This window comes from Agrobacterium sp. O3.4 (assembly GCF_041414895.1).
Classification (GTDB): domain Bacteria; phylum Pseudomonadota; class Alphaproteobacteria; order Rhizobiales; family Rhizobiaceae; genus Agrobacterium; species Agrobacterium cucumeris.
The window spans coordinates 745,814-771,459 of record NZ_JALPZP010000002.1 but is presented as its reverse complement, the minus strand read 5'-3'; the positions used below and the strand labels follow the sequence as shown (position 1 = coordinate 771,459).

The window sequence follows — 25,646 nt, the reverse complement described above, 5'->3', positions numbered from 1 at the left end:
GCTTAAAGCCGATCCTCGCTCCCGGCGTCGAACAACGAGGCCATGGTCAGGTCGAGGCCGAGGCGAACCTTGGTGCCGGGCGAAAACCGCCGGTGGCCGCCGACGCGCACCGACATGGTGTGGCCAGCATGTTTCAGCCAGATCAGATTGTCGGCACCCATCGGCTCCTCGATATCGACGATCGCCTCATGCACCTCGCCACCGACGATATCGGCATCGACCCGCACATGTTCGGGGCGAACGCCGAGAACCACGGCGCGGCCCGCGGTGAGCGGTGCTTCCGGCTGATAACCGTCCAGCGAAAAGGTGACGCCGTTGGTGGCGAAGGCCACCTTGCCGTCCTTTTCGATCAGCTCGCCGCGCAGGAAATTCATTGAGGGCGAACCGATGAAGCCGGCAACGAAGAGGTTCTTCGGCTTGTTGTAGATGGTGACGGGATCGGCAAGTTGCTGGATGACGCCACTTTTCATGATGGCGATGCGGTCCGCCAGCGTCAGCGCCTCGATCTGGTCATGCGTCACATAGATCATGGTGTTCTTCAGCGACTGGTGCAGCCGCTTGATTTCCACACGCAGTTCCGAGCGCAGCTTGGCATCGAGATTGGAGAGCGGTTCGTCGAACAGGAACACGTCAACATCGCGCACCAGTGCCCGGCCGATCGCCACGCGCTGGCGCTGGCCACCGGAAAGCTCGGCCGGCTTGCGCTTCAGCAGCGGCTCGATCTGCAGGATACCGGCCGCCCTTTTGACGCGCCGCTCGATTTCCTCTTTCGGCACCTTGGCGACCTGCAGACCGAAGGACAGGTTCTTTTCCACTGTCATCTGCGGATAAAGCGCATAGGACTGGAACACCATGCCGATGCCGCGATCCTTCGGCTCCTCCCAGGTGACGTTGCGGTCCTTGATGAATATCTGCCCGTCGGTTGGCTCCAGAAGGCCGGCGACGCAATTAAGAAGGGTCGACTTGCCGCAGCCAGAAGAGCCGAGCAGGACGAGGAATTCGCCGTCGTAAATATCGAGATTGAGGTCTTTCAGCACGGTAACGGCACCGAAGGACAGGGAAAGATCGCGGATGGAAACGCTTTTGTTCATATAGCTCAACCTTTTACTGCGCCTGCGGCAATGCCGCGGACGAAAAGCCTGCCGGAGACGAAATAAACGATCAGCGGCACGGCACCCGTCAGCAGGGTTGCGGCCATGTTGACGTTGTATTCCTTCACGCCCTGCACGGAGTTGACGATATTATTGAGCTGCACCGTCATCGGGTAATATTCCGGCCGCGTGAACACCACGCCGAACAGGAAGTCATTCCAGATGCCGGTCACCTGCAGGATCATCGCGACAACGAAGATCGGCAGCGACATGGGCAGCATGATGCGGAAATAGATCTGCCAGAAATTGGCGCCATCAATGCGCGCCGCCTTGAACAATTCTTCCGGCAAAGAGGCGAAATAATTGCGGAACAGCAGCGTCAGGATCGGCATGCCGAAGATGGTGTGCACGATGACGAGACCGGTCAGCGTGCCATAAACACCCATTTCCCGCAGTACGATGACAATCGGATAGATCATCACCTGATAGGGGATGAAAGCGCCGATGATGAGGATGGAGAAGAACAGCTCCGACCCCTTGAACTTCCAGTTGGCCATGGCATAGCCGCTGACGGAAGCAACGACGATCGAAATGACGACGGAAGGAACGAGAATGCGCACCGAGTTCCAGAAGCCGCGCGAAAGTCCGTCGCAGTTCAGGCCCGTGCAGGCATTCGCCCAGGCTTTGACCCAGGGTTCGAAAGTGATCTCCACCGGCGGTGCGAAAATATTGCCAAGCCGGATTTCCGGCATGCCCTTCAGCGAGGTGACGACCATCACGTAAAGCGGCAGCAGGTAATAGGCGGCGGCCACAAACAGCGTGCCGTAAAGAATGATGTTGCGGCGGGAAAAGGTTTTCCTCGGCTTCCTGCCGCGCGGGCCGGAAAGGTCTTTGGCAACCGCATCGGTGGCGGCCACGACCGTATTTAGTGTGCTGATATTAGCCACGCTTCTTGCCTCCAAATTCGAGGTAGGCCCATGGAATGACGATGATCGCGACAGTCAGAAGCATCATGGTCGAGGCGGCAAAGCCCTGCCCCAGGTTCTGCGCCTGAAACATGTAGTCATAGACATATTTCGCCGGCACTTCAGATGCGATGCCCGGCCCGCCACTGGTCTGCGCCACGACGAGATCGTAGACCTTGACGATGCCGCTGGCGATGATGACGAGGGTGGTGATGAAGACAGGCCGCATCATAGGAATAATGATGAGGATATAGGTCTTCCACATGGGAATGCCGTCAACGCGCGTCGCCTTCCAGATATCCTCGTCTATGCCGCGAAGACCCGCCAGCATCAGGCACATGACGAGCCCAGTGCCCTGCCAGAGCGCCGCAATCAGGATGCCGTAGATGACAATCTGCGAATTATAGAGCGGATCGAAGGTGAAGCTTTCCCAGCCCATCGAGCGGACCACGGACTGGATGCCGAATTCCGGGTTCAACAGCCATTGCCAGACAAGGCCGGTAACGATGAAGGACAGTGCAAAGGGATAAAGGAAAATGGTGCGGAAGGTGTTTTCGAACCGGATTTTCTGGTCCATCAGCGCCGCCAGCACGAAGCCGATGACGAGACTGAAGATCAAAGACAAAATGCCATAGATCGCCAGATTCTGGATGGAAACGATCCAGCGTGGTGCTGCCCAGAGCCGCTCATACTGATCAAAACCGATGAAGCTCGCCCGTGGCAGAAGCTTGGAATTGGTGAAGGAATAAATCACCGTCCAGACCGTGCCGCCGAGGAAGATCACCATGGCGGTCAAGATCATGGGAATGGAGGCAATCTTGGAATTGAGATTGCGAAAAAGCTGATTTGGACGCCTGGAGCGCGTTTGACCTGCCATGCTACCTCCTCCTGTAACGTTACAGTAAACGGTCAGGCAAAAGCCTTACCGCATGAAACCTCTGCCCGCACTGGTGATTATCGCACGGACCGGACGTTGGAGCGGGGAGCGGCGAACCGCTCCCCAACCCGGAGAGATCACAATCAGTCAGCGGAACCGATGAGGTCCGCGAAGCGCTTCTGGCCATCTGCCGCCGACATCGAGCCAGCGAAGAATTCGGCCATCAGGTCTTCCTTCTGTTTCTGCGTATCGGCAGAAATCAGCTGGTCGGTGCTGGTGAGCGCATTGCCCTTGGCCAGAATTGCCAGACCCTTCTTCATGCAGTCATTGGCGGCGTTGAGATCGACGTCGCCACGGATCGGCAGCGAGCCTTTCTTCAGGTTGAAGGCGACCTGCGTTTTCGGATCGACGATGGTTTCAGCCAGCACGTCCTGCGCCTTGGTTTTCGCCTCGTCCTTCAGGACCGGGAAATAAAAGGCGTCACCACCGGTGGTGATATAGTCATTGAGACCAAGACCCGGCAGGCAGGAATAATCCGTCCCGGCCTTCTGATTGGCCAGCTGGAATTCACCCTGTGCCCAGTCACCCATGATCTGGCCGCCAGCCTTGCCGGTTATGACCAGGTTGGTCGCCTGGTTCCAGTCCTGAACATTGGTGCCCTTGGCCATGTCACGCGCCTCGACGGCCGCCGCAAAAATCTTTGCCATATCAGGTCCGGCTGCCGCTTCGGCATCCTTGTCGCCATAGACTTTCTGGTAGAGATCCTTGCCGCCAATCGAAAGCGTCAGCGTGTCGAACAGGCCGTTGGCCTGCCATGCCTGCCCACCGAGCGCGAGCGGCTGGATGCCGGCCTTTTTCAGCGCCGGCGCGGCTGCAACAAATTCCGTCCAGTTCTTCGGAACTTCGACGCCCGCCTTCTTGAAGGCTTCGTTGGAAAGCCACAGCCATTGCCAGGAATGAATGTTGACCGGTGCGCAATAGATCTTGCCATCAATGGTGCAGCTATCGAGCAGGCTTGCGGGCTTGATGACCTCTTTCCAATTGCCCTTTTCGGCAACATCGGAAAGGTCGCGCATCAGGCCGGCCTGCACCAGCTCTTCCGCCTGCCGGCCGTGGTTGAACTGGGTGGCGCCCATCGGGTCACCGCCGGTGATGCGGCTGATCATGATCGGACGGGCCGTCCCGCCCGAACCGGCAATTGCGCCATCCACCCATTTATTGCCGGTGGCGTCGAAAGCCTTGGCAAGCTCGGCCACCGCTGCGGCTTCGCCGCCCGATGTCCACCAATGGGTCACCTCAAGATCGGTGGCCCCGGCCATGCCCGCCGGAATCATGACACTGGCCAAAAAGGCCGCAGAAATAACACGCATTCGCATGAGTCTCCTCCCTCACTGAAACGTTGCAGTTGGAACGTATGCGAAGATTTTTGATTAGGCAACCGCCTAAAATACGAATCTATTCAGGGTCATTTCGGGGCTTTTACAGGCCGGGAAACCGTGCGGGCCGGCGCCGGGGACTGGAGGCGGCGATGTTTTCCCATGCCTTTGCCCATTGCGTAACCGCACTGGCATCGTGAACGGGAAAAGGCGAGCCGGACAGCAGTCCGACTCGCCTTCGATCATACGGATTTCATACGGCCGGCGATATTATTGCCGCTTGTAATCATCCTCGATGCGGATGACATCATCCTCGCCGATATAGGCTCCAGTCTGGATTTCAACCAGTTCAAGCGGGATCTGCCCCTCATTGGCAAGCCGGTGCGGCTGGCCGATCGGGATATAAACCGACTGGTTTTCCGTCAGCAGCTTCGTTTCTTCGCCAATCGTCACCGTCGCCGTTCCCTTGACGACGATCCAGTGTTCCGAACGGTGATAATGTTTCTGGAACGAGATGCGGTGGCCGGGATCGACCGTGATATGACCGACCCGGTAGCGCTCGTCCACATACATGTGTTCGATATAACCCCAGGGACGATAAACGCGTTTGTGCGTCTGCGTCTGCGGCGCATGGTCGCCGTCCTTCAGCGTCTCCACCAGCCCTTTCACATCCTGCACCCGGTTTTTCGGCACCACCAGAACCGCATCCTTGGTGGCCACCACCACCAGATCCTTGGCGCCCACCACTGTCGTCAGCAATTGCGTGGAGTGAATGAGGCAGCCCTCGGAATCGATGAACACGCCATCGCCCTCGAGCGCATTGTCATTGCCGTGCTTGTCGGCAATCTCCCAGATCGCGTCCCAGCTGCCGATATCCGACCAGCGGAAATGGCCATGCACCACCGCCATGCGTTTGGTTTTTTCAATCACCGCATAATCGATGGAGTTTTTCGGCGAAGCCTCGAAGCTTTCCTGATGCAAGCGAACAAAGCCAAGGTCGCTTTCATATTGCTCGACCGCCTGCGTCACTGCCGAAAGAATCTCCGGCGCGAAGGCCGTGAGTTCGGCGATCATCACGTCGGAGCGGAACAGGAAGTTGCCGGAGTTCCAGAGATACCCTTTTTCCAGATAGGAAATCGCCGTCTTCATGTCAGGTTTTTCCACGAAGGCATCGACGGCGCTGAGATCGGCCTCACCGTCGATCGCCTCACCCGGCTTGATATAACCATAGGAAGTGCGCGGCTCGGTCGGCACCAGACCGAAGACGACGATATTGCCCTGATCGGCGGCTTTTGCGCCGAGTTTCACGGCGTCGGAAAACTTGTCGGCATCAAGCACCACATGGTCGGCGGCAAGCGCCAGTACCAGGCATCCTGGCTCACGGCGCTCGGCCAGAACGGCGGCTGCGGCCATGGCGGCGGCGCTGTCGCGGCGGGCAGGCTCCAGCACCACCGTTGCCGGCAGGTCGATCTCTTCGGCCTGACGGCGGGCGAAGAAACGGAAATCCTCATTGGTGATCACCAGCGGCTCGGCATAAAGCCCCTTGTCGCCCACCCGCATCAACGTCTGTTGATAGGTCGAAAGATTGCCGACCAACGGCTGGAACTGCTTGGGCAGCTGGTCACGCGAAACAGGCCAGAGCCGCGAACCAGCACCGCCAGCAAGAAGAACCGGCGTGATCTTTCGAGAGTGTTCCTTCACAATAAAACCTTTCCAACTCTAAAAAATTTCCCGGCGCGCCGGACAATATACATATTTGCCAATGCTGCCATCATCGGTTCACGGGCACACAAGCGCAAGCTCATAAATTCGCCCTGTGAAAGCTTGGTGAATAGATGGCAAGGGCAGCTGGAGGGCATGTATATTGCCTGCGGGTTCCTCCGCTAACGCAAGGTCGCTTGTGAGGTTCCATCCGATGCGGCACGAAAATATCGCGGAAAATGGGAACCCCCTTCGGCAGCGGGAGCACTGATCCACCGAACCTGCCGACCCCGCGCCAGGCGAAGAATATTGACTTAATCGATTGAATCGGCCGCAAATTTCATCACGCTTAAATTTGCTGCACTGAACAACATTCAAGGCTTGGCAGGCGTGCAAAAAATACCATAACAACAACGAATATTTTTATACTGATAACGACAGGAAAGCGCACACAGCCCATGTCCGATACGCCAAAAACCGCCAGCACCAGAACATCGGTTACGGATCAGGAAGCCCTGGATTTCCACTCTGAGGGCAGACCGGGGAAACTGGAAATCACCCCGACCAAGCCGATGGCGACGCAGCGGGATCTGTCGCTCGCCTATTCGCCGGGCGTGGCTGTTCCGGTGAAAGCCATCGCCGAAAATCCGGCAACGGCTTACGATTATACGACACGTGGCAACATGGTGGCGGTCATCTCCAACGGCACCGCGATCCTCGGTCTCGGCAATCTCGGCGCGCTCGCCTCCAAGCCGGTCATGGAAGGCAAATCGGTCCTCTTCAAGCGCTTCGCCGATGTCGATTCCATCGACCTCGAGGTCGATACCGAAGATGCGGATGAATTCATCAATTGCGTGCGTTACCTCGGCCCATCCTTCGGCGGCATCAATCTGGAAGACATCAAGGCGCCGGAATGTTTCATCATCGAAAGCCGCCTGCGCGAGCTGATGGATATTCCCGTTTTCCATGACGACCAGCACGGCACCGCCATCATCGCCGCCGCCGGTCTCATCAACGCCATTGAGCTGACCGGCCGCGATTTCAAGACGACGAAACTGGTCTGCAATGGCGCGGGCGCTGCTGCCATCGCCTGCATGGACCTTATCAAGGCCATGGGCTTCAACCCGGAAAACATCACGCTTTGTGATACCAAGGGCGTGATCTATCAGGGCCGCACCGAAGGCATGAACCAGTGGAAATCCGCCCATGCGGTAAAAACCAATGATCGCACGCTGGCGGAAGCCATGAAGGGTGCGGATGTGGTCTTCGGCCTGTCGCAGAAGGGCGCTTTCAGCGAAGACATGATCCGCTCCATGGCGCCGAAGCCGATCATCTTCGCCATGGCCAATCCGGACCCGGAAATCACACCGGAAGAAGTTTCACGCATCCGCGACGACGCCATCATGGCGACCGGCCGTTCGGATTATCCGAACCAGGTCAACAATGTCCTCGGCTTCCCCTACATCTTCCGCGGCGCGCTCGATGTGCGCGCCCGCCAGATCAACGACGCGATGAAGATCGCCGCCGCGCAGGCGCTGGCCGATCTCGCCCGTGAAGACGTGCCTGACGATGTGGCCGCCGCCTATCAGGGCAACCGCCCGCGTTTCGGGCCGCAATATATCATTCCCGTTCCCTTCGATCCGCGTCTGATCTCGGCCATTCCGGTGGCCGTGGCGAAAGCCGCCATCGAGACCGGCGTCGCCCAGCGCGAACTGCCTGATCTCGACGCCTATGCCCGCGAGCTTTCCGCCCGCCGCGACCCGATGGCCTCGACGACGCAGCGTCTTTACGAGCGCGTGCGCCGCTCGCCAAAGCGCGTGGTCTTTGCCGAAGCGGAAGAAGAACAGGTCATGCGCGCGGCGATTTCGTTCACCGCTCAAGGTCTTGGCACCGCCATCCTGCTCGGCCGCGACGATATCATCAAGGCCAATGCCGAACGTGCCGGCATCGATCTCGACCGCGCCAATATCGAGATCACCAATGCCCGCCTCTCCAGCCGCGTCGATGCCTATGTCGATTATCTCTATGCGCGGCTGCAACGCGGCGGCTTCCTGCTGCGCGACGTGCAGCGCCTGATCCACAATGACCGTAACCACTTCGCCGCCTGCATGGTGGCGATGGGCGATGCGGACGCCGTGGTCACCGGCGTTACCCGTAACTATTCGACGGCGCTCGAGGATATCCGCCGCTGCATCAACACCAAGCCCGGCCATCGCGTCATCGGCGTTTCGCTGGTTGTCTCGCGCAACCGCACCGTATTCGTCGCCGATACCGCCGTACACGACATGCCGTCGGCCGAAGACCTGGCTGATATCGCCGAAGAGGCAGCCGGCCTCGCCCGCCGTTTCGGTTACGAACCGCGTGTCGCCATGCTTGCCTATTCCACCTTCGGCCAGCCGACCGGCGAGCGTTCCGACAAGGTGCGCGAGGCGGTGAAAATCCTCGACCGGCGCAACGTCAATTTCGAGGTCGACGGCGAGATGTCGGCCGATGTGGCGCTGAACCATCATCGCATGCAGAGCCAATATCCCTTCGCCCGCCTTTCCGGCCCGGCCAACGTTCTGGTCATGCCGGCCATCCATTCCGCCTCCATCTCCACCAAGATGCTGCAGGAACTGGGCGGCGCAACCGTCATCGGCCCGCTTCTCGTCGGCCTCGACAAGTCGGTGCAGATCACCTCGATGGGTGCGAAGGACAGCGATATCGTCAACATGGCCGCGATCGCGGCTTATAACGCCGGGAGATAAGCACAGGGCGTGCCACTTGTTTCTTCTCCCCGCCGGGGAGAAGGTGGCCCGAAGGGTCGGATGAGGGGGGCAACGTTGCCGTATCTCACGACCCTTGCCCCCTCATCCCGCTGCCGCGACCTTCTCCCCCTCGGGGAGAAGAAATAGGCGGCATTCGTTCGTTTTCCCATTGGCCATTCGGTCGACAAACGGTGTCCGGATTGTCCTGCGCGCCTTACGGCAGACGCAGACAAAGAACAGGATTCTACGATTTTAAATTATTAGGATATTTTTTCGCCCTCAAAGCTTTATTGGAACACGATTTTATTCATAGTATTTTTTGCGCAATGCCAATTCTCGCTCTTGGCGGGTGCCTCATGTAGTTTCCACCTACAATCAAAAGGAAATACCCATGGCCCTCTCTTTTTCCAGATTTGCCGCAAAACTCATTGCCGGAACCGTCGTCATCGCTTCGATGGCCACTGCCGCCCATGCGGATGCAACGCTTGACCGTATCAAGGGTCGCGGCAAGCTCACCGTCGGTGTCATCCTCTCTGGTGCGCCTTTCGGCTTCATCGATCCGAAGACGCAGGAGCAGAAGGGCCTCAACATCGATGTCGCCAAGGCGCTGGCTGCCGGCCTCGGCGTCGAGTTGGTCACCGAAACCGTTACCCCGCCCAACCGCGTACAGTTCCTGCAGCAGGGCAAGGTCGACATTCTCATCGCCAACATGCAGTACACCGAAGAACGCGCCAAAACCCTCGATTACGTGCAGACCCCGTATGACCGCCAGGGTGGCGCCGCCATCGGCCGCAAGGACAGTGGCATCAAGGACTGGTCGGATCTGAAGGGCAAGATTGCCTGCGTATCGCAGGGCTCCAACTACACCCAGCCGCTGATCGAGCAGTATGGCGCGCAGGTTAAGGCGCTGCCGAGCCAGCCGGAATCGCTGCTGGCGCTGAAGGGCGGCAATTGCGATGTTTCCGTTCACGTCAACGGCACGCTGAGCCTGATGCTGCAGGACCGCGCCGACGAGTGGAAGGATTACGGCATTCTTATTCCCACCGACCTCATCCCTTCCGATTCCGTGATCTGGCTGCGCAAGGGTGAGGCTGACACGCAGGCCGCTCTGGACAAGATCGTCAAGGAGCTGCACGCTTCCGGCAAGATGATCGAATTCGCCAAGGCGAACCGCCTGCCAAGCATCGGCTACATGGAAGAGCAGCAGAAGAAGCTTTCCGCCGCGCAATAAGACCGACGCAGGGTCTCTCCGTTTCATGCCTCTCGTCACCGCAGGGTGAGGATGATGCCGAACACGCGGAGTGATTTCCCATGACCATCAGGAACGGCCGGTTTCGCCTGCCGTTCTTTTCTGCTTTATAACAAGGCAGGCCATTCTGGCGCCGCCCGCCGGGCGGTTCCGCGATAACAGCATGGATTTCCGATGCAGGATTCATTTACAGCGCGCTTCATTGAACTCGCCGCGCATCTCGGCCTCAACTATGATTTTCTGAACAGCGGTTACGAGGTTCAGATCTGGCTTGACGGCATGAAGATGACGCTCATCCTCGTCGCCGTCACTTTGCCGCTCAGCCTCATCTTCGGCTTCATTTTCGCGGCCATGCTGACATCAGGCAAAGTCTGGCTCGCCGGCCCGGTGCGCGCCTATGTGGAACTGACGCGCAACACGCCGACGCTGGTGCAGCTGATGTGCGGTTTCCTCGTGCTTAACATGCTGATTTCCAACGTGCTGGGCGGCGCGCAGAACAACCCGCTGACGCCATTCTTCTGGGTCGTCGCCATCACCGGCCTGCATATCGCCGCCTTCCATGCGGAGGCCTTGCGCGGCGGCATCGAAGCGGTTCCAGCCACCACCATCGAAGCGGCGCGCGCGATCGGTTTCAGCTCCTTCGAGATTTTACGCTATGTGGAGTTTCCGCTGGCGATCCGCACGGCGCTGCCCTCGATCATCAATAATCTCGTCAATCTGGTGAAGCTCACCACGGTCGGTTCGGCAATTGCGGTCGGTGAAATCACCTATGCCTCGATCCTGATCTGGACGCAGCGCGACAATGTGGTCGAGCTGATGCTCGTTATCCTCCTTTTCTTCAGCGTCATCAATTTCATCGTCGCAAGGGCCGGTCTCTGGCTTGAGCGGCGCCTTGCGGTTCCGGGGTTCGGTCAATGAGCGCGGTGGTTTCTCAAACGCGGGCGGCAAAAAAGCTGCCCTTCGGCACCATTCTGCTGCTCGGCGTGCTGATATCAGTCATTCTGTGGCTGATCCTCGATCCGTCGCTCGGTCAGGTGCTGCTGCAATGGCTGCCCTATCTGGCCAAGGGTTTCGCCATGAACGTGCTGATCAGCATCCTTGCGATCGCCATCGGCACGTTCATCGGCGTCCTGCTCGGCATCATGGAGCTTGCGCCCTATCGCCTCGTGCGCGCACCGGCGCTCACCTATGTGCAGATCTTCCGCAACGCCCCGCATCTGGTGCTGATCTTTGCCGCGACCTACATCTTCCCCTTCGAGATCGTCGCCTTCGGCAATTACATTCCGTTTCCGGACTGGATCAAGGCCGTGGTCGGGCTTGCCATTCCGGCCAGCGCTCATATTGCCGAAATCACCCGCGGCGCCATCCAGTCCATCCCCACCGCGCAATGGGAAGCCGCCCAGGGTCTTGGTTTTTCACGCAATCAGACCCTGCGCTGGATCATCCTGCCGCAATGCGTGAAACGTTCGCTGCCGCCATGGATGAACCTTTATGCCTCGATCACCATGGGCACGGCGCTTGCCTCACTGGTCGGCGTGCATGAGTTGCTGCATGCCGCAACAGACGCCAGCACCGCCGTGCAGCGCAACGATTTCACCGTCGTGGTCTATCTCACCGTTCTGATGGCGTTCTTCCTGTTCTGCTATCCCGTCTCCCGTTTCACGCAGCGCCTCGAGCGGCGCTTCGCTTCCCGCTGATTGGAACAAGCCATGTCCGCACCCGCACCACAAACCGCCCAAGCGCTTGTCGAACTCGAAGGAATTCATCTCTCCTTCGGCGACAACCAGGTCCTGAAAGGCATCGACCTCACGGTCAACAAGGGCGACGCCGTTTCCATCATCGGCCCTTCCGGCTCCGGCAAGTCCACTATCCTGCGCTGCATCAACGGCCTGCTCATCCCGCAATCCGGCAAGATCACCGTTGGTGGCACCCGGGTAGACCAGCTGAAGACCGAGGCCGAGCGCATCGCACTGCGCAAGCGTATCGGCATCGTCTTCCAGCAGTTCAACCTCTTCCCGCATCTGACCGTCATGGAAAACATCACCATCGCGCCGATCAAAATCCTCGGCACACCGAAGGCTGAAGCCGAGCGTCATGCTCGCGAACTGCTGGAAAAGGTCCGCCTTTCCCAGAAGGTCGATGCCTATCCCGGCCAGCTTTCCGGCGGCCAGCAGCAACGCGTGGCGATTGCCCGCGCTCTTGCCATGCGACCGGAACTGGTGCTGTTTGATGAGGTCACCTCGGCGCTGGACCCGGAAACCGTGGGCGAGGTGCTCGCCGTCATCCGCGATCTCGTCAATGACGGCATGACCAGCATTCTCGTGACCCATGAAATGCGCTTTGCCGAGGAAATCAGCGACAAGATCGTGTTCACCGAAAACGGCCTGATCGTTGACCAGGGCACGCCTGATCATATCTTCTACAAGTCGACCAATCCGCGCATCAACGCCTTCGTCAAGGGTCTGGGAGGACAGGCGGCACGGCTCAATGATGGCGAGGGGATCTGACACCATGGCCACCGAAGAAAAACTCACCCTTCAACTGGCCGAAGCCATCGCCGCGTCTGATCCGCTGCGCGACGATGAGGCGGTGACGATTGCCCGCACGGCGTTGATCGATTTTTTCGCCTGCGTACTGGGCGGTGCTGCCGACAGAAGCACGAAAATTCTGATCGATACCTTCACGACAGGCACGCAAGGCACGGCCGGCATCATCGGCCATGACCTGCGCACAGACGTCTTTACCGCCGCCCTCATCAACGGCCATGCCGGCCATGTGCTTGATTATGATGATGTGCATGGCAGCGTGCGCGGCCACCCCACCGTCGCCATCATTCCCGCACTTCTGGCCGTTGCGGTCGAGGAAAATTCGACGGCGGACGCCTTTATCGCCGCCTATATTGTCGGGCTGGAGACGATGGCGCGGATTGGCTTGTCGCTTGGCACCAAACATTACGAAAACGGCTTCCACGCCACCGCCACGCTCGGCCCTATCGGCGCTGCCGCTGCCATCGCCCATCTTCTGAAATTCGATCCGCAGACCACAGCGGTCGCACTTGGCCTTGCCGCCACGCAATCGGCCGGGCTGCGTCTGCAATTCGGGTTCGATGCCAAGCCGCTGCATGCCGGGCTTGCCACCCGCGCCGGCCTCACCGCCGCGCGGCTGGCACGCTCAGGGTTTCAGGGCGCACCGGATTTTCTGGAAAACCCCATCGGCTTTTATTCCGCCTTCGCCTTTGGTGCAGAGCAACCCAAACGGGTCCTGTCTGGCTGGGGCGCGCCCTGGCAGATCGTCTCGCCTGGCTTGACGCTCAAAGCCTTTCCCTGCTGCACCGCCGCCCACCCCGTCGCCGTCGGCGCGCTGGCACTGCGTAACGCGCATGATCTGACGCCGGACGAGATCGAAACTGTTATCATCACCTTCCCGCCGGGCGGAGATGCCGCCCTTGTCGGCACCGCCACGCCCGCTACCGGCATCGATGCGCGCTTCAGCCCCGAATATGTTTTTGCCGCAGCGCTTGCCGATGGAGCACTCGGGATTGGCCATTTCGACGAGCGCCCTGTTCGTGCCGACCTGCTTACACTTTCGGCAAAAGTCTCGCGCCGGCATGATGAAACAGCCCGCCGCCTGTCCCCCGATCCGACCACCCGTTTCGTGGTCATCGATGTGACAAAGAAAGACGGAACATTGCTGTCACGCCGCATCGACGGCCTGCCCGGTATCGACGATCCGACGGAGAAATTCGCCGATGCCACCGGCGGCAATGAGAAATTCGCCGAAATTCCGGCACTGGTGCGTTCCATGAAAACCGCAGCCGATCTCAGGAAGCTCGAAACGCTTCTGGCAACTGAAATATAACACGACCGACATGAAGGCATGACCCCATGACCAATACGACCCGCAAAAGACAGATGCATCTCGGCCTTTTCCTGCAGGGCGCCGGGCACCACGTTTCCGGCTGGCGTCACCCCGATGCGGAGGCTGGCAGCGAGAATTTTGACCTGCTCACTCGCGTCACGAAAATGGCGGAAGCAGCGAAGTTCGACATGGTTTTTCTGGCCGACGGACTGACCAGCGGCGTTGACGCGCATCCTTCCATGATTGCCCGCTTCGAGCCGCTGACCCTGCTTGCCGCCCTTGCCATGGTGACAGACAAGATCGGGCTGGCCGCCACCGCCTCCACCACCTATGGCGAGCCCTATCACACCGCCCGCGCCTTCGCTTCCATCGATCATCTCAGCCACGGCCGCGCGGCGTGGAACATCGTCACCACATCCTATGCCCGCACGGCGGCCAATTTTTCCAAGGACCACCCCGAGCATGACGAACGTTATGCGGTGGCGGAAGAATATGTGAATGTCGTTCGCGGGCTGTGGGACAGCTGGGATGACGACGCCTTCGTCAAGGACAAGCAGGCGGGCCGTTACGTCGATCCGGAAAAGGTCCATATCCTCAATCATGAGGGCAAATATTTCACGGTCAAGGGGCCGCTCAATATTCCACGCTCGCCGCAGGGCCACCCGGTTCTCATACAGGCCGGCTCTTCCGGGCCGGGGCAGGATCTCGCCGCCCGCACCGCCGATATCGTCTTCACCGCCCAGCAGGCGATTTCCGAAGCGCAGGCCTTTTATACGAGCCTTAAAGCCCGCGTGGAGAAATTCGGCCGCAATCCGGCAAGTGTGGCCGTGATGCCGGGCTTCATGCCGATCATCGGCAGCAGCTTCGAAGAGGCCGGTGAAAAGCTGAAGGAACTGAACCGCTGGACGGACATCAAGAGCGCCATGCCGCTGCTTGAAGAACGCATCGGCCACAGCCTTGCAGATTACGATCTCGATGGTCCGCTGCCGGACCTACCGATCTCCGACCAGCTGCGCAGCCGCGCCGAACTTCTGACAGAGCTGGCGCGCCGTGAAAAGCTGACGATCCGCGAACTGGCTTTGCGTGTCGCCGCCGGTCGCGGCCACCACATTGTCATGGGTACGGCAAAAGATGTGGCCGACCGCATGCAGCAATGGTTTGAAAATGGTGCGGCCGATGGCTTCAACGTCATGCCGCCCTTCTTCCCCGGCGGGCTGGAAGAGTTCAACCGCGAGGTCGTGCCGCTTTTGCAGGAGCGCGGCCTGTTCCGCAGGGATTACGAGGGCACGACGCTGCGTGACCATCTCGGCATTGATCGTCCGGTATTGCGGACATAACGGCGTGCGGATGCCTTTGACCAAAGGCACCCGCATCACCAGATTTCATCGATAAGTCAGGGCGGGCAGAAGCCCCGCCCTGTCACGCGGCAGCGCGTCCTGATTGTTGATCGCGCCGGCCGGCATTTGAAAATTCCGACCGGACGGACGATCCGTCTTCACGCTGAATGTTACGACGGTTCAGTTTGAACAGGCTGACAAGCTGCGCAAGCACATCGGCACCCTGAGCCAGCGTGGCACTGATTGCGGTGGTGCGCGCGCTCATCGCGGCATTTTCCTGCGTCATCCGGTCGAGCCGGTTGACCGCCTTGTTGATTTCGCTGATGCCAACGGCCTGTTCGTCGGCCGCCTTTGAAATCATCTCGACATTGCCGTCGATGTGCCTGACCAGCGCGTCGATCTGCTTCAGCGCCTCACCGGTTTCGCCGACCAGCCTGACGCCTTCCAGAACCTCGCTGCCGGAATTGTTGATGAGCGCCTTGATTTCCTTGGCGGCATTGGCGGAACGTTGTGCAAGTTCGCGCACTTCCTGTGCCACCACGGCAAAACCCTTGCCTGCCTCACCTGCACGTGCTGCTTCAACACCGGCATTCAGTGCCAGAAGGTTGGTCTGGAAAGCGATTTCATCGATAACACCGATGATCTGGCTGATTTCCCGCGATGCCGTCTCGATGCGCTGCATGGCATCCACCGTCCGTTCGACCACTTCCGTGGAGGCCACCGTGGATGTCCGCGCGCTCTGCACGAGTTTGCGCGTTTCCTTCATGTTCTCGGTGGAGGAGCGAACCGTCGCGGTTATCTCTTCAAGCGCCGCTGAGGTCTCTTCCAGCGCCACCGCCTGCTCGCGGGAGCGTTCTGCGAGATTGACGGAGGCTTCGCTGACTTCCTGGCTGCTGCGGGTCAGGTCGCCGGTCTGGCCGAGAACATTCTCCAGCGTTTTCTGGAATTCCGCGATGGACTTGTTGAAGTCCCGCCGCAGCCCTTCGAACTCGCCGACGAACGGCTTGTCCAGCGTGACGCGGATGTTGCATTGGGAAAGCCGCTCCAGCGCCGCGCCGAGCTCTTCCACGGCATGCACCCGGTCCGACACGTCGAAGGCGAATTTGGCAACCTTGAAGACCTGTCCCCGATCATCGAGGATCGGGTTGTACGAAGCCTGGATGAAGATGCGTTTGCCATCCTTGCCAAGCCGCATGAACTGGCCGGTGGAGAAACGGCCGGTTCGCAGGTCTTCCCAGAAGGTGCGGTATTCCATCGACCCGGCATATGAGGGTTCGCAGAACATCGAGTGGTTCTTGCCGATGATCTCCTGCGCCTGATATCCCATCGCTTCGAGGAAATTTTCGTTGGCGCTGAGGATCGTTCCATCGGGCGAAAATTCGATCATGGCCTGGGCACGGGAGAGCGCCGCGAGCTTGCCGTTATCATCGGCGCTCTGGCGCTTGATGGCCGTAATGTCGGTTGCGATCTTGACGACCTTGTAGGGTTTGCCGAAACGGAAGACCGGATTGTAGGAGGCTTCGATCCAGATATCCGCACCGCTTTTCGCACGCCGACGATATTGACCCTTGTCATGCTCGCCGCGGGCCAGTTTTTCCCAGAAGGTCTTGTATGACGCAGACGCTGCATCTTCGGCGGAAAGGAATGTGCGGTGATGGAGCCCGACGATCTCGTTTTGGCTATAGCCGATGGCCTTGCAAAAATTATCGTTCGCTTTGAGCACCTTGCCGGTCAGATCAAACTCGATGATGGCCTGTGAGCGGTTCAGGGCTTCCAGCACCGCAGATGCATCCAAACCAAATTTAGAAAAATGAGACATGCTTTCGAACCCCCAACAATGATCAGTTTGCGGACCTCCTCAACCCTGAATTAGACAAGAGATGAAACTGATCGGTCTGCCCGCACGCAAACTAGCTCGACACCGTTAAATAGCGATTAATGATGAGCTATAACCATCGTCTCACAGGTCTAATCTGTCGCTAAAAAACCGAAAGGCCCGAACCCCTCCGGCATGCGGCATCCCCCAGATGTGGACCGCTTATTTGCCACAGTGCTGATATTTCTGCGGCTGCGGCGCAATGCGGCCTTTCATTGAAACCGCATTCATTGTTATGGCGGGCCTGAAAGATTTGTGTTGCAGGAGCGCTAATGACCAAAACCCTGAAATGCGACGTGCTGGTGATCGGCACCGGCATTATCGGTTCCATGGCGGCGCTTTACCTGCAAAATGCCGGACGAGAGGTTGTGCTTCTCGAACGTGGCGAAGTTGCCGGCGGTGCAAGTTCCGGCAATGCCGGCATTCTGGCCTTTCCGGAAATCATCCCCATTCCCTCTCCCGGTATCATGAAAAAAGCGCCGCGATGGCTTTTCGATCCGCTCGGCCCGCTCAGCGTGCCACCAGCCTATGCCGCAAAGATCGCCCCCTGGCTCTGGCGTTTCTGGCGTGCCAGCGCCGAGCGCAACTTTCGTCATGGGCTGAGGGTACTGAGCGAGATCAACCGGCTGGCAGCCAGTGAAATGGCGCATGTCGCCGCCATGCCGGAGCTTTCGTCCCTCGTTTCGAAAACCGGTACACTCGATCTTTATGACACAGAAGCAAGCTTGAATGCTGCGGCGAGGGGCTGGGAAGAAAAACAACGCGCCGGGTTCTCCTTTGAGCGTGTCGGCCGCAGTGAGATAGACGAGCTGCAGCCGGGCCTTGCCCCGCAGTTCCGCCACGCCATGTTCTCCCCAGATGGCCTGCAGGTCTCCGACCCCCTTGATTTCACCCGCGCCATTTTCGATCTGGTGATTGCCCGGGGCGCAAGCCTGCGCAAGGGTGAGGCGGAACGCATCGACGCCGTTGGCGAAAGCACGATCGTCACCCTCGAAAATGGCGACAAGATCGATGCCGACAGGGTGGTAATCGCCTGCGGCGCCTGGTCGAAGAAACTTGCCGCGACGCTTGGCAATATCGTGCCGCTGGAAACCGAGCGCGGTTACAACACCACCCTGCCCGCCGGTGCCTTCAACCTGACGCGCCAGCTCTATTTCAACGATCACGGCTTTGTCGTGACACCGCTGTCTTCAGGCATCCGCGTCGGCGGTGCGGTCGAGCTTGGCGGACTGGAGCTGGAGCCGAATTTCAAGCGGTCGGAAGCGATGCTGAAAAAGGCGGGGCGTTTCCTGCCCGGTCTCAAGGTGGAAGGCGGAACGCAATGGATGGGTTTCCGTCCGTCAATGCCGGACTGTCTTCCCGTCATCAGCACAGCGCGTACCACGCCCTCAGTCATCTACGCCTTTGGCCATGGCCATCTGGGACTGACGCAATCAGCAGCCACGGCCCGCCTCGTGACCCAGCTGGCAAACGGCGAGGAGACCGCGATTTCGGTCGATCCTTTCCGACCGGGGCGTTTTTCGTAAGGGAAGAACGCGAAGCCCGCCTTGAAGCGGCCTGACAGCAATATGCGGGTTATTTTACCGGCTGCATGGAATCATCAGGGAATTCCACCGTAGCGAAGGACGGATAGACTTTTCGCAGGATCGTAACCTGCTGCTGATCGCTCACGCGTAGCAGATACCAGTCCGTGCCATCCATCAAGGCGAGTGTATGGGATTTCGCCTCGATCGTCTGGCCGCCGGTTTCCATCACCGTCTTTGTCGGAATGAGCGCATAGGGCCTTCCATCAGGCGTCTGCTCAACGCTGATCGCCCCTTTATCCATGGTAAATTCGGTTATCTTGACCGCCGCGAGCGCCATCTGCATCTGCGTCGTCAGGGCGCTGCGCAATTGTTCGACGGTCACGCCCGCATCGCTTGCGATAAACTCGAAGATTTTGGGCGGCACCGTCTTGCCGACGGTGTCGAAATCCTGCCCGTTCAAGGCGGCGCTGAACCGTTCAATCTGCGTATGCAGCCTGTCTTGCTCAGACGGTAAAAGATCCCGCGACAGAACGGGCTGCGAAAGCGCCGCAAACAGGATCAGGCAGGATAACAGGCGCTTCATGACTAGCCTTTCCGATGTCCGGCGTCGCCCGGTTTCCGCACCGGGAAACCACTCGCGAAGGAGATCGTTCAGCGCAGCAGAATGAAGCCTGCGGCCGAAAGCACCAGAAATACGATAAGACCACCAAGAAAACCCGCAGAGGTGAAGAAACCAGCGACCATGGCCAGCATCAGCACGCACAGGAGCATGGTGCCGTATTTCGTCAAAGCCAGAAAGCCGTTATAGGTCTTTTCGTGCTCGACGTAATTCATCTCGGCGCCAACTTCGACCGGACCCGTGTGGTGTTCGCTCATTCCGCTTCCCCTTTGCTCCATCCGTCATGCCGTCGTAAAAGACGATTTCTCCCGCGTATGATTACGGGCTCATGCCGGACTCTCCGTAGCCAGAGGTAACATGAAGTCGTCGAAAAGCGCAATGCGTTCTCTGTGAAAGAACATCGCGTCGCCAGGACGATGCGGGACAAACAGAACAGCACCGGCAATTAAACAATGGTCCTACGCCAATAGTCGAATAGAGGCGTTATTTGGACCGTTTTGTGGCGGTTTTGGTTGCTTTTCAAGCAGCCTGCCCATACACGGATTCCGTGGGGAGGAATCTGGAATTTGCAGGAGCGGACAGACGTGGAAGCGCGGCCGCCCCGAGGAAGTTCCCGGCTTTCTTCTTCGCCATAACCCGCAAAGGGCCCGGCAAGGGAAGAGGGGAAAGTCATGAAATCGCTTTTAAAAATAAGTGCTTTGATAGACCTTGCGAGCGAAGCTCTGGGCAAGGTCGCCGGTTACCTGGTGCTCATCTGCTGCATTGTCAGCGCCGGCAACGCCATGGTTCGTTATGCCTTCAATTACAGTTCGAACGGCTGGCTGGAAATCCAGTGGTACATGTTCGCCTTCATCGTGCTGATCGGCGCATCCTATACGCTGCGCATGAACGAGCATGTACGTGTCGACATCATCTATGGGGCGATTTCGCCGCGCAACCGCATCTGGGTGGATATTATCGGCATCGTGCTGTTCCTGCTGCCCGGCTGCTTTTATCTGGCCTGGCTGTCCTGGCCCATGTTCACGCTCTCCTGGCATCAGGGCGAAATGTCCTCCAATGCCGGCGGCCTCATCCGCTGGCCCGTGAAACTCGTCATCTTCGCCGGTTTCGCCCTGCTGGTTCTTCAGGGGTTTTCAGAACTCATCAAGCGCATAGGCGCCCTCAACGGGCTTTATGCGCTCGATACGAAGTATGAAAAGCCCCTGCAATGATCGCGCCGATCTGAACCTTCAGGATATTTCCCATGTTTGAATATGGTATTCTTCCACCTCTGATGTTCCTCGGCATGATCATCTTCATGCTTTACGGATTTCCGGTTGCCTTCTCACTTGCCACTGTCGGCCTCGTCTTCGGTGTCATCGGCATCTTCACCGAGCATTTTTCTCCGGCCTTTCTGCAGGCCTTGCCGTTGCGCATTTTCGGCATCGTCTCCAACGATCTTCTGCTCGCCATCCCCTTCTTCACCTTCATGGGCGCAATCCTCGAGCGATGCGGACTGGCGGAGGATCTGCTTGAGGGAACCGGCAAGCTGTTCGGCGCCATTCCCGGTGGTCTCGCCTATGCCGTCATCATCGTTGGCGCGATCCTCGGCGCAATCACCGGCACGGTTGCCGCCTCCGTCATCACCATGGGCGTCATCTCGCTGCCCATCATGCTGAAATACGGTTATAATCCGCGGCTTGCCACCGGCGTCATCGCCGCATCGGGCACGATCACGCAGGTCATCCCGCCGTCCCTCGTCCTCATCGTTCTCGCCGACCAGCTCGGCAAGTCTGTCGGTGACATGTATCTTGGCGCAATCGGCCCATCGATCCTGCAGGTGGCAATCTTCATGCTCTTCATCTTCGTGATGTCGATGTTGCGGCCGAAGGATTTGCCGGCGCTGCCGCCGGAAGCACGTGGCGAGCTCAACCGGGCGCTGGTGTTCCGCGTGCTGGCGGGCATGATCCCCTCCATCGTGCTGATCTTCCTCGTGCTCGGCACCATCTTCCTCGGCCTTGCCACCCCGACGGAGGCCGGTGCGCTCGGCGTCGTCGGCGCCATGGCGCTCGCCGCCGCCCACCGCCGCCTTACCTGGGATCTCGTCAAACAGGGCATGCATTCGACCATGCACATCACCTCGATGGTGGTGTTCATTCTCGTCGGCGCCACCTGCTTTTCCCTTGTCTTTCAGGGCATGGACGGCTCGCTGTGGATCGAGCATATGCTGTCGGGCATTCCAGGCGGCCCCATCGGCTTCCTGATCTTCGTCAATATCTTCATCTTCTTCCTCGCCTTCTTCCTCGATTTCTTCGAGATCGCCTTCATCGTCATTCCGATGCTGGCGCCGATCGCCCAGTCGCTCGGTATCGACCTGATCTGGTTCGGCGTGCTGATCTGCATCAACATGCAGACGAGCTTCATGCATCCGCCCTTCGGTTTTGCCCTGTTTTATCTGCGCTCCATCGCGCCGCGCTCGGTCAAGACATCGGATATCTACATGGGCGCCATCCCTTGGCTCGGCATGCAGCTTATCCTCGTCGCCATCGTGATCTTCTGGCCGGAATCCGTCACCTACTGGCTCGACAAGGCGCCCGATGTGGATCTGAACTCCATCAAGATCGAAATCCCCGCCTTTGGTAATCAGGGCGGCAACACAATGCCCAATTTCGGTCAGCCGGGTGGATTGCCCGGCATGCCGAACCTCGGTGAACCGCCGAAGATCGGGCCGTGAGAGCCGCCTTGTAAGGATTTGGCGAAACGCTTATAGTTGCGGAGTGGAAGACAGGGTTCCAGCCCCGCCTTCCCTTTGCTTATCTGCTTAGAAAATTGAACCGGACGGAGACAGACCAGCCCGTCCGGTTCTTCCTAAACCAAAGCGTAATGCTCAGTGGTTTCCACATCACATCACCTCCACAGTTGAGAGCAAGGCCTTTGCCGAGGTCGGCGTGGCCAATCCTCGCCGACACTCCGGCTGGCCCCGGAGCCTGCTGCTTTTGCGCCCAACAGCCTTGATCGTAAATCACCCTTTCTTGTCGGGCGCATGAAGGCCGACACGCAAACAAAAACCCCGGAAACCGAAGTTTCCGGGGCCTTTGCCAGGTCCGCCGCCGTCACTGAATAATCAGAGCTTACCGTTACGTTGCTGGATCATCATGAACGTATCAAAGGTGTATTCCGCAAGCTGCATCCACAGGTAACCTTCGCGCTTGAACGCGACCTGGTCCTCGTAGATCTTCTTGAAGTCTGGATTGGTGGCCGAAATATTGGCGTAGACTTCCAGTGCCGATTTGTAGCAGGCCTCGAGGATTTCCTGGCTGAACGGCCGCAATACGGCACCTTCCGAAACCAGCTGCTTGATGGCGATGGGGTTCTTGGCGTCGTATTTCGCCATCATGCTAGTGTTGGCGAAGGCGCAGGCATCCTGCAGCGCCGTCTGGTAGTTCTTCGGCAGGCTGTTCCACTTGTCCAGATTGACGAAGGAGTGGATGACAGGGCCGCCTTCCCAGAAAGCCGGATAATAGTAATATTTCGCCACCTTCTGGAAGCCGAGCTTGTGGTCGTCGTAAGGGCCGACCCATTCGGCGGCATCGATGGTGCCTTTTTCCAGCGCCGGGTAGATGTCACCGCCGGCGATCTGCTGCGGCACGACGCCAAGCTTTTCCACCACCTTGCCGGCGAGACCGGCAATACGCATCTTCACGCCCTTGAAATCCTCAACGGTATTGATTTCCTTGCGGAACCAGCCGCCCATCTGGGCGCCGGTATTGCCTGAGATCATGCCGTAAAGATTGTGCTTGGCGTAAAACTCGTTGAGCAGCTTGTTGCCGTTGCCTTCGTAGAACCAGGAATTGGTCAGGCGGGCATTCAGGCCGAAGGGTATCGCCGTGCCGATGGCGAAGGTCGGGTCCTTGCCGACGTAATAATAGGAGCAGGTGTGGCACATTTCCACCGTGCCTGACGACACGGCATCGGCCGCCTGCAGGCCGGGCACAATTTCACCGGCAGCAAAGGGCTGGATGGTGAAATTGCCATCCGTTGCCGCGGCAACGTGTTTGGCTATGTCCTCGGCGCCGCCATAGATCGTGTCGAGCGATTTCGGAAACGACGACGTCAGGCGCCAGTTAATCTTGGTATTTTGCTGTGCAATGGCGGGCGCGGCCAGAGCCGTAGCGGCTCCCGCAAGCGCACCTTTTTTCATAAAGGAACGGCGATCCATCTATATCCTCCCAGATATGAACGCTGCCCGCAGCTTGAATTCCCCTCTTTGCTGTTCAGGCATCGCAGCAAAGTAAGCACGGTTACCGCCCGGCTGACAAGCACCCGCCCCAAGAATTAATCGCGGAAAACCGGCCTTTTCGGAAAGTCTCCTTCGTATTTTATTTGCAACTGAAATATCCTCGCGGCGCCTTATACTTTAGGCGCATCCACTACCGGCAAAACGCAAAACACCTGCTTGACTTGGTTCACCGGCAGTCGCACAAATTTCGAAGATTCGCCCCGGAGCAACCATGCCAAAACCCATCATTGCAGTTCCCGCCGACATCAGGCATTTCACCGGAGCCGACTGGCACGCCGCGCAGAACCAGTATCTTTCCGCAGCTCTGAAGGTCGCCGGTGTCATGTCCTTCATCGTTCCGGCCTTCGAGGACGGTAACGAGGTCGACGCCATTCTGGACCGGGTGGACGGCCTGCTCGTCTCCGGCTCGGCAACCAATGTTCACCCTGCCCTTTACGGAAAGGAAGCACGGGAAAGCGATGGTCCCTTCGATCCCGCTCGTGACGCGACCAGCCTGCCGCTCATCCGCCGCGCCATCGAACGCGGCATTCCGATGCTGGCGATCTGTCGCGGTATTCAGGAATTGAATGTCGCGCTTGGCGGCACGCTTGCTTCGGAAATTCAGGAACAGCCCGGCGTGTGGGATCACCGCAAGCCGGAACATGACGACCGCGACGTGGCCTTCGCCATTCGCCAGCCGGTGCAGGTGCGCGAAGGTTCGTGCATTGCGCAGCATCTTGGCATGTCGGGTGAAATCCAGATCAATTCGCTGCACCGCCAGGCAATTGCCGAAACCGCGCCGCGCCTGCAGGTCGAAGCCACGGCGGCTGATGGCACCATCGAAGCCGTTTCCGTCATCGACGCCAAGGGCTTTGCGGTCGGCGTGCAATGGCATCCGGAATATTGGGCCGAGACGGATGCGCCGTCGCGCGCCCTGTTCGAGGCCTTCGGCAAGGCTGTTCACGAATACCGAAACAGCAAGGCGTAAAAATCGGCCCTTCCCTTCAAGGGTCGCCCCGGCCCTTCAAGGCAAGCCGCATCTCCGACGCTAGCGCAAAAAAAGGGGCAAGCCCGAAAGCCTGCCCCAAGTCCGGGAGGAGGAGTGCTTAGCGCTTTGCGCGTTTCTTCTGTCGGTAGACGTCGGCGACGACGGCAGCGACGATGATCAGGCCTTTGACGATCTCCTGGTAATAGGCATCAACCCTGAGGAACGTGAAGCCGGATGTCATGACGCCGAGAATGATGGTGCCGATGACCGTTCCGGTGATGCGTCCAGCGCCGCCGGCAAGCGATGTGCCGCCGATAACGGCTGCGGCAATGGCGTCGAGTTCATACATCACGCCCATGCCGGCCTGCGCCGTCTGTGCACGGGCTGCGGTGACGACACCGGCAAGACCGGCCAGCATGCCGGCAATGGCATAGACCTTGATCAAATGCGCCTCGATATTGATACCGGAAACGCGTGCCGCCTGCTGGTTAGCGCCGATCGCATAGGTGAACTTGCCATAACGCGTGTAACGCAGCGCGATGTGGAAGATGATGGCGACGACGAGGAAAACGACGACCGGCCAGATGCCCGTACCGATGAAGTTGAAGCCATCGGTCAGGCCGGAGATCGGCTGACCCTTGGTGTACCACTTGGAAAGACCGCGCGCCGTCACCATCATGCCGAGTGTTGCGATGAAGGGCGGGATTTTCGTTCGCGCGATAAGCTGCCCGTTGATGAACCCGGCCAAAGCCCCGGCCAAGATGCCGACAGCAAGCGGTATGAAGAATGGCAGGTCGGTGAGGCCCGGATAAAGCGCCCGCGGCCAGGTGGAGGATTGCGCCACACTGGCAGACAACATCGCCGTCAGACCGACAACCGAACCGGAAGACAGGTCGATGCCGCCGGTAATGATGACCTGCGTCACGCCAACGGCGATGATGCCGATCACCGACACCTGCAGGATCATGATCGTCAGGCGCTGCTGGTTCATCAGGAAGCTCTGGCCGATGAAAATCCAGCCGAGAATTTCATAGACCAGCGCGATGCCGATCAGCACGAAAAAGATATTGGCTTCCGGCGGTATGCGCCTGTGCGGCTTGCGTCCGGATTTTGCATCCAACTCTGCGTTGGCGGTGGCGTTCGTATTCATAGTTGTTCCTCCTCGAGAAATCCCGGCG

21 protein-coding genes are annotated in these 25,646 nt (G+C 58.9%); 11 read left to right on the top strand and 10 right to left on the bottom strand.

Annotated elements, in window-relative coordinates; all coding sequences use genetic code 11:
* Positions 1–2 precede the first annotated feature (2 nt).
* The 5 genes from M0412_RS16310 to M0412_RS16290 form a co-directional block, all read right to left on the bottom strand.
* Positions 3–1,091, bottom strand: coding sequence for an ABC transporter ATP-binding protein (locus M0412_RS16310; RefSeq protein WP_269699389.1), 1,089 nt, complete (start codon positions 1,089–1,091; stop codon positions 3–5).
* Between the two features lie 5 nt (positions 1,092–1,096).
* Positions 1,097–2,038 carry a carbohydrate ABC transporter permease gene (locus M0412_RS16305; protein ID WP_003525110.1) on the bottom strand — a complete coding sequence of 314 codons (942 nt, stop codon included), beginning with the start codon at positions 2,036–2,038 and terminating at the stop codon, positions 1,097–1,099.
* Positions 2,031–2,933, bottom strand: coding sequence for a carbohydrate ABC transporter permease (locus tag M0412_RS16300; protein WP_142842667.1), 903 nt, complete (start codon positions 2,931–2,933; stop codon positions 2,031–2,033). Before M0412_RS16300 ends, M0412_RS16305 begins: the two co-directional genes overlap by 8 nt.
* 143 nt (positions 2,934–3,076) lie before the next feature.
* Positions 3,077–4,309 carry an ABC transporter substrate-binding protein gene (locus M0412_RS16295; RefSeq protein WP_142842666.1) on the bottom strand — a complete coding sequence of 411 codons (1,233 nt, stop codon included), beginning with the start codon at positions 4,307–4,309 and terminating at the stop codon, positions 3,077–3,079.
* A gap of 270 nt (positions 4,310–4,579) precedes the next feature.
* Entirely contained in the window at positions 4,580–6,010 is a 1,431-nt protein-coding gene (locus M0412_RS16290) for a mannose-1-phosphate guanylyltransferase/mannose-6-phosphate isomerase (RefSeq protein WP_142842665.1), read from the bottom strand.
* Between the two features lie 458 nt (positions 6,011–6,468).
* Between M0412_RS16290 and M0412_RS16285 the strand changes: the two genes are divergently transcribed.
* From M0412_RS16285 to M0412_RS16255, 7 genes are all read left to right on the top strand, one after another.
* Positions 6,469–8,757 carry an NADP-dependent malic enzyme gene (locus tag M0412_RS16285; protein ID WP_142842664.1) on the top strand — a complete coding sequence of 763 codons (2,289 nt, stop codon included), beginning with the start codon at positions 6,469–6,471 and terminating at the stop codon, positions 8,755–8,757.
* A 391-nt stretch (positions 8,758–9,148) separates the two neighbouring features.
* A complete protein-coding gene (locus M0412_RS16280) occupies positions 9,149–9,988 on the top strand; it encodes a transporter substrate-binding domain-containing protein (protein ID WP_142842663.1) in 840 nt (279 codons plus the stop codon).
* Positions 9,989–10,180: 192 nt separating this feature from the next.
* Complete coding sequence (locus M0412_RS16275; RefSeq protein ID WP_142842662.1) at positions 10,181–10,924, top strand: amino acid ABC transporter permease; 744 nt, start codon at positions 10,181–10,183, stop codon at positions 10,922–10,924.
* Positions 10,921–11,703 carry an amino acid ABC transporter permease gene (locus M0412_RS16270; protein ID WP_142842661.1) on the top strand — a complete coding sequence of 261 codons (783 nt, stop codon included), beginning with the start codon at positions 10,921–10,923 and terminating at the stop codon, positions 11,701–11,703. Before M0412_RS16275 ends, M0412_RS16270 begins: the two co-directional genes overlap by 4 nt.
* A 12-nt stretch (positions 11,704–11,715) precedes the next feature.
* Complete coding sequence (locus tag M0412_RS16265; protein WP_142842660.1) at positions 11,716–12,513, top strand: amino acid ABC transporter ATP-binding protein; 798 nt, start codon at positions 11,716–11,718, stop codon at positions 12,511–12,513.
* Between the two features lie 4 nt (positions 12,514–12,517).
* Positions 12,518–13,864, top strand: coding sequence for an MmgE/PrpD family protein (locus M0412_RS16260; RefSeq protein ID WP_142842659.1), 1,347 nt, complete (start codon positions 12,518–12,520; stop codon positions 13,862–13,864).
* A gap of 26 nt (positions 13,865–13,890) precedes the next feature.
* Positions 13,891–15,201, top strand: coding sequence for an LLM class flavin-dependent oxidoreductase (locus M0412_RS16255; RefSeq protein ID WP_142842658.1), 1,311 nt, complete (start codon positions 13,891–13,893; stop codon positions 15,199–15,201).
* Positions 15,202–15,283: 82 nt separating this feature from the next.
* Here M0412_RS16255 and M0412_RS16250 read toward each other — a convergent pair whose 3' ends face one another.
* Entirely contained in the window at positions 15,284–17,020 is a 1,737-nt protein-coding gene (locus M0412_RS16250) for a PAS domain-containing methyl-accepting chemotaxis protein (protein WP_142842657.1), read from the bottom strand.
* Between the two features lie 329 nt (positions 17,021–17,349).
* Between M0412_RS16250 and M0412_RS16245 the strand changes: the two genes are divergently transcribed.
* Positions 17,350–18,603: an FAD-binding oxidoreductase gene (locus M0412_RS16245; RefSeq protein WP_142842656.1), complete on the top strand. Its 1,254-nt coding sequence runs from the start codon at positions 17,350–17,352 to the stop codon at positions 18,601–18,603.
* Between the two features lie 49 nt (positions 18,604–18,652).
* Here the strand turns inward: M0412_RS16245 and M0412_RS16240 are convergent, their stop codons facing one another.
* Together M0412_RS16240 and M0412_RS16235 are read right to left on the bottom strand one after the other, a co-directional pair.
* Positions 18,653–19,186, bottom strand: a complete 534-nt coding sequence (locus tag M0412_RS16240) for a hypothetical protein (RefSeq protein ID WP_269699388.1) — start codon at positions 19,184–19,186, stop codon at positions 18,653–18,655.
* A 68-nt stretch (positions 19,187–19,254) separates the two neighbouring features.
* Positions 19,255–19,479: an aa3-type cytochrome c oxidase subunit IV gene (locus M0412_RS16235; RefSeq protein ID WP_161991423.1), complete on the bottom strand. Its 225-nt coding sequence runs from the start codon at positions 19,477–19,479 to the stop codon at positions 19,255–19,257.
* Positions 19,480–19,893: 414 nt separating this feature from the next.
* Here M0412_RS16235 and M0412_RS16230 point away from each other — a divergent pair, with 414 nt between their 5' ends.
* Both M0412_RS16230 and M0412_RS16225 read left to right on the top strand, forming a co-directional pair.
* Positions 19,894–20,433 (top strand): TRAP transporter small permease subunit, encoded by a 540-nt coding sequence (locus tag M0412_RS16230; protein ID WP_269699387.1) that lies wholly within the window; start codon positions 19,894–19,896, stop codon positions 20,431–20,433.
* A 32-nt stretch (positions 20,434–20,465) separates the two neighbouring features.
* The gene (locus M0412_RS16225) at positions 20,466–21,935 is read left to right on the top strand and encodes a TRAP transporter large permease subunit (RefSeq protein WP_269699386.1); all 1,470 of its coding nucleotides are present in this window, start codon (positions 20,466–20,468) and stop codon (positions 21,933–21,935) included.
* 390 nt (positions 21,936–22,325) lie between these two features.
* Here M0412_RS16225 and M0412_RS16220 read toward each other — a convergent pair whose 3' ends face one another.
* Positions 22,326–23,420, bottom strand: a complete 1,095-nt coding sequence (locus M0412_RS16220; RefSeq protein ID WP_269699385.1) for a TRAP transporter substrate-binding protein — start codon at positions 23,418–23,420, stop codon at positions 22,326–22,328.
* Between the two features lie 292 nt (positions 23,421–23,712).
* On the opposite strand from M0412_RS16220, the gene M0412_RS16215 reads away from it, so the two are divergent.
* Positions 23,713–24,468 (top strand): gamma-glutamyl-gamma-aminobutyrate hydrolase family protein, encoded by a 756-nt coding sequence (locus M0412_RS16215; RefSeq protein ID WP_269699384.1) that lies wholly within the window; start codon positions 23,713–23,715, stop codon positions 24,466–24,468.
* 118 nt (positions 24,469–24,586) lie between these two features.
* On the opposite strand, the gene M0412_RS16210 is transcribed toward M0412_RS16215, so the two are convergent.
* Complete coding sequence (locus M0412_RS16210) at positions 24,587–25,618, bottom strand: ABC transporter permease (protein ID WP_142842649.1); 1,032 nt, start codon at positions 25,616–25,618, stop codon at positions 24,587–24,589.
* Between the last annotated feature and the right edge of the window lie 28 nt (positions 25,619–25,646).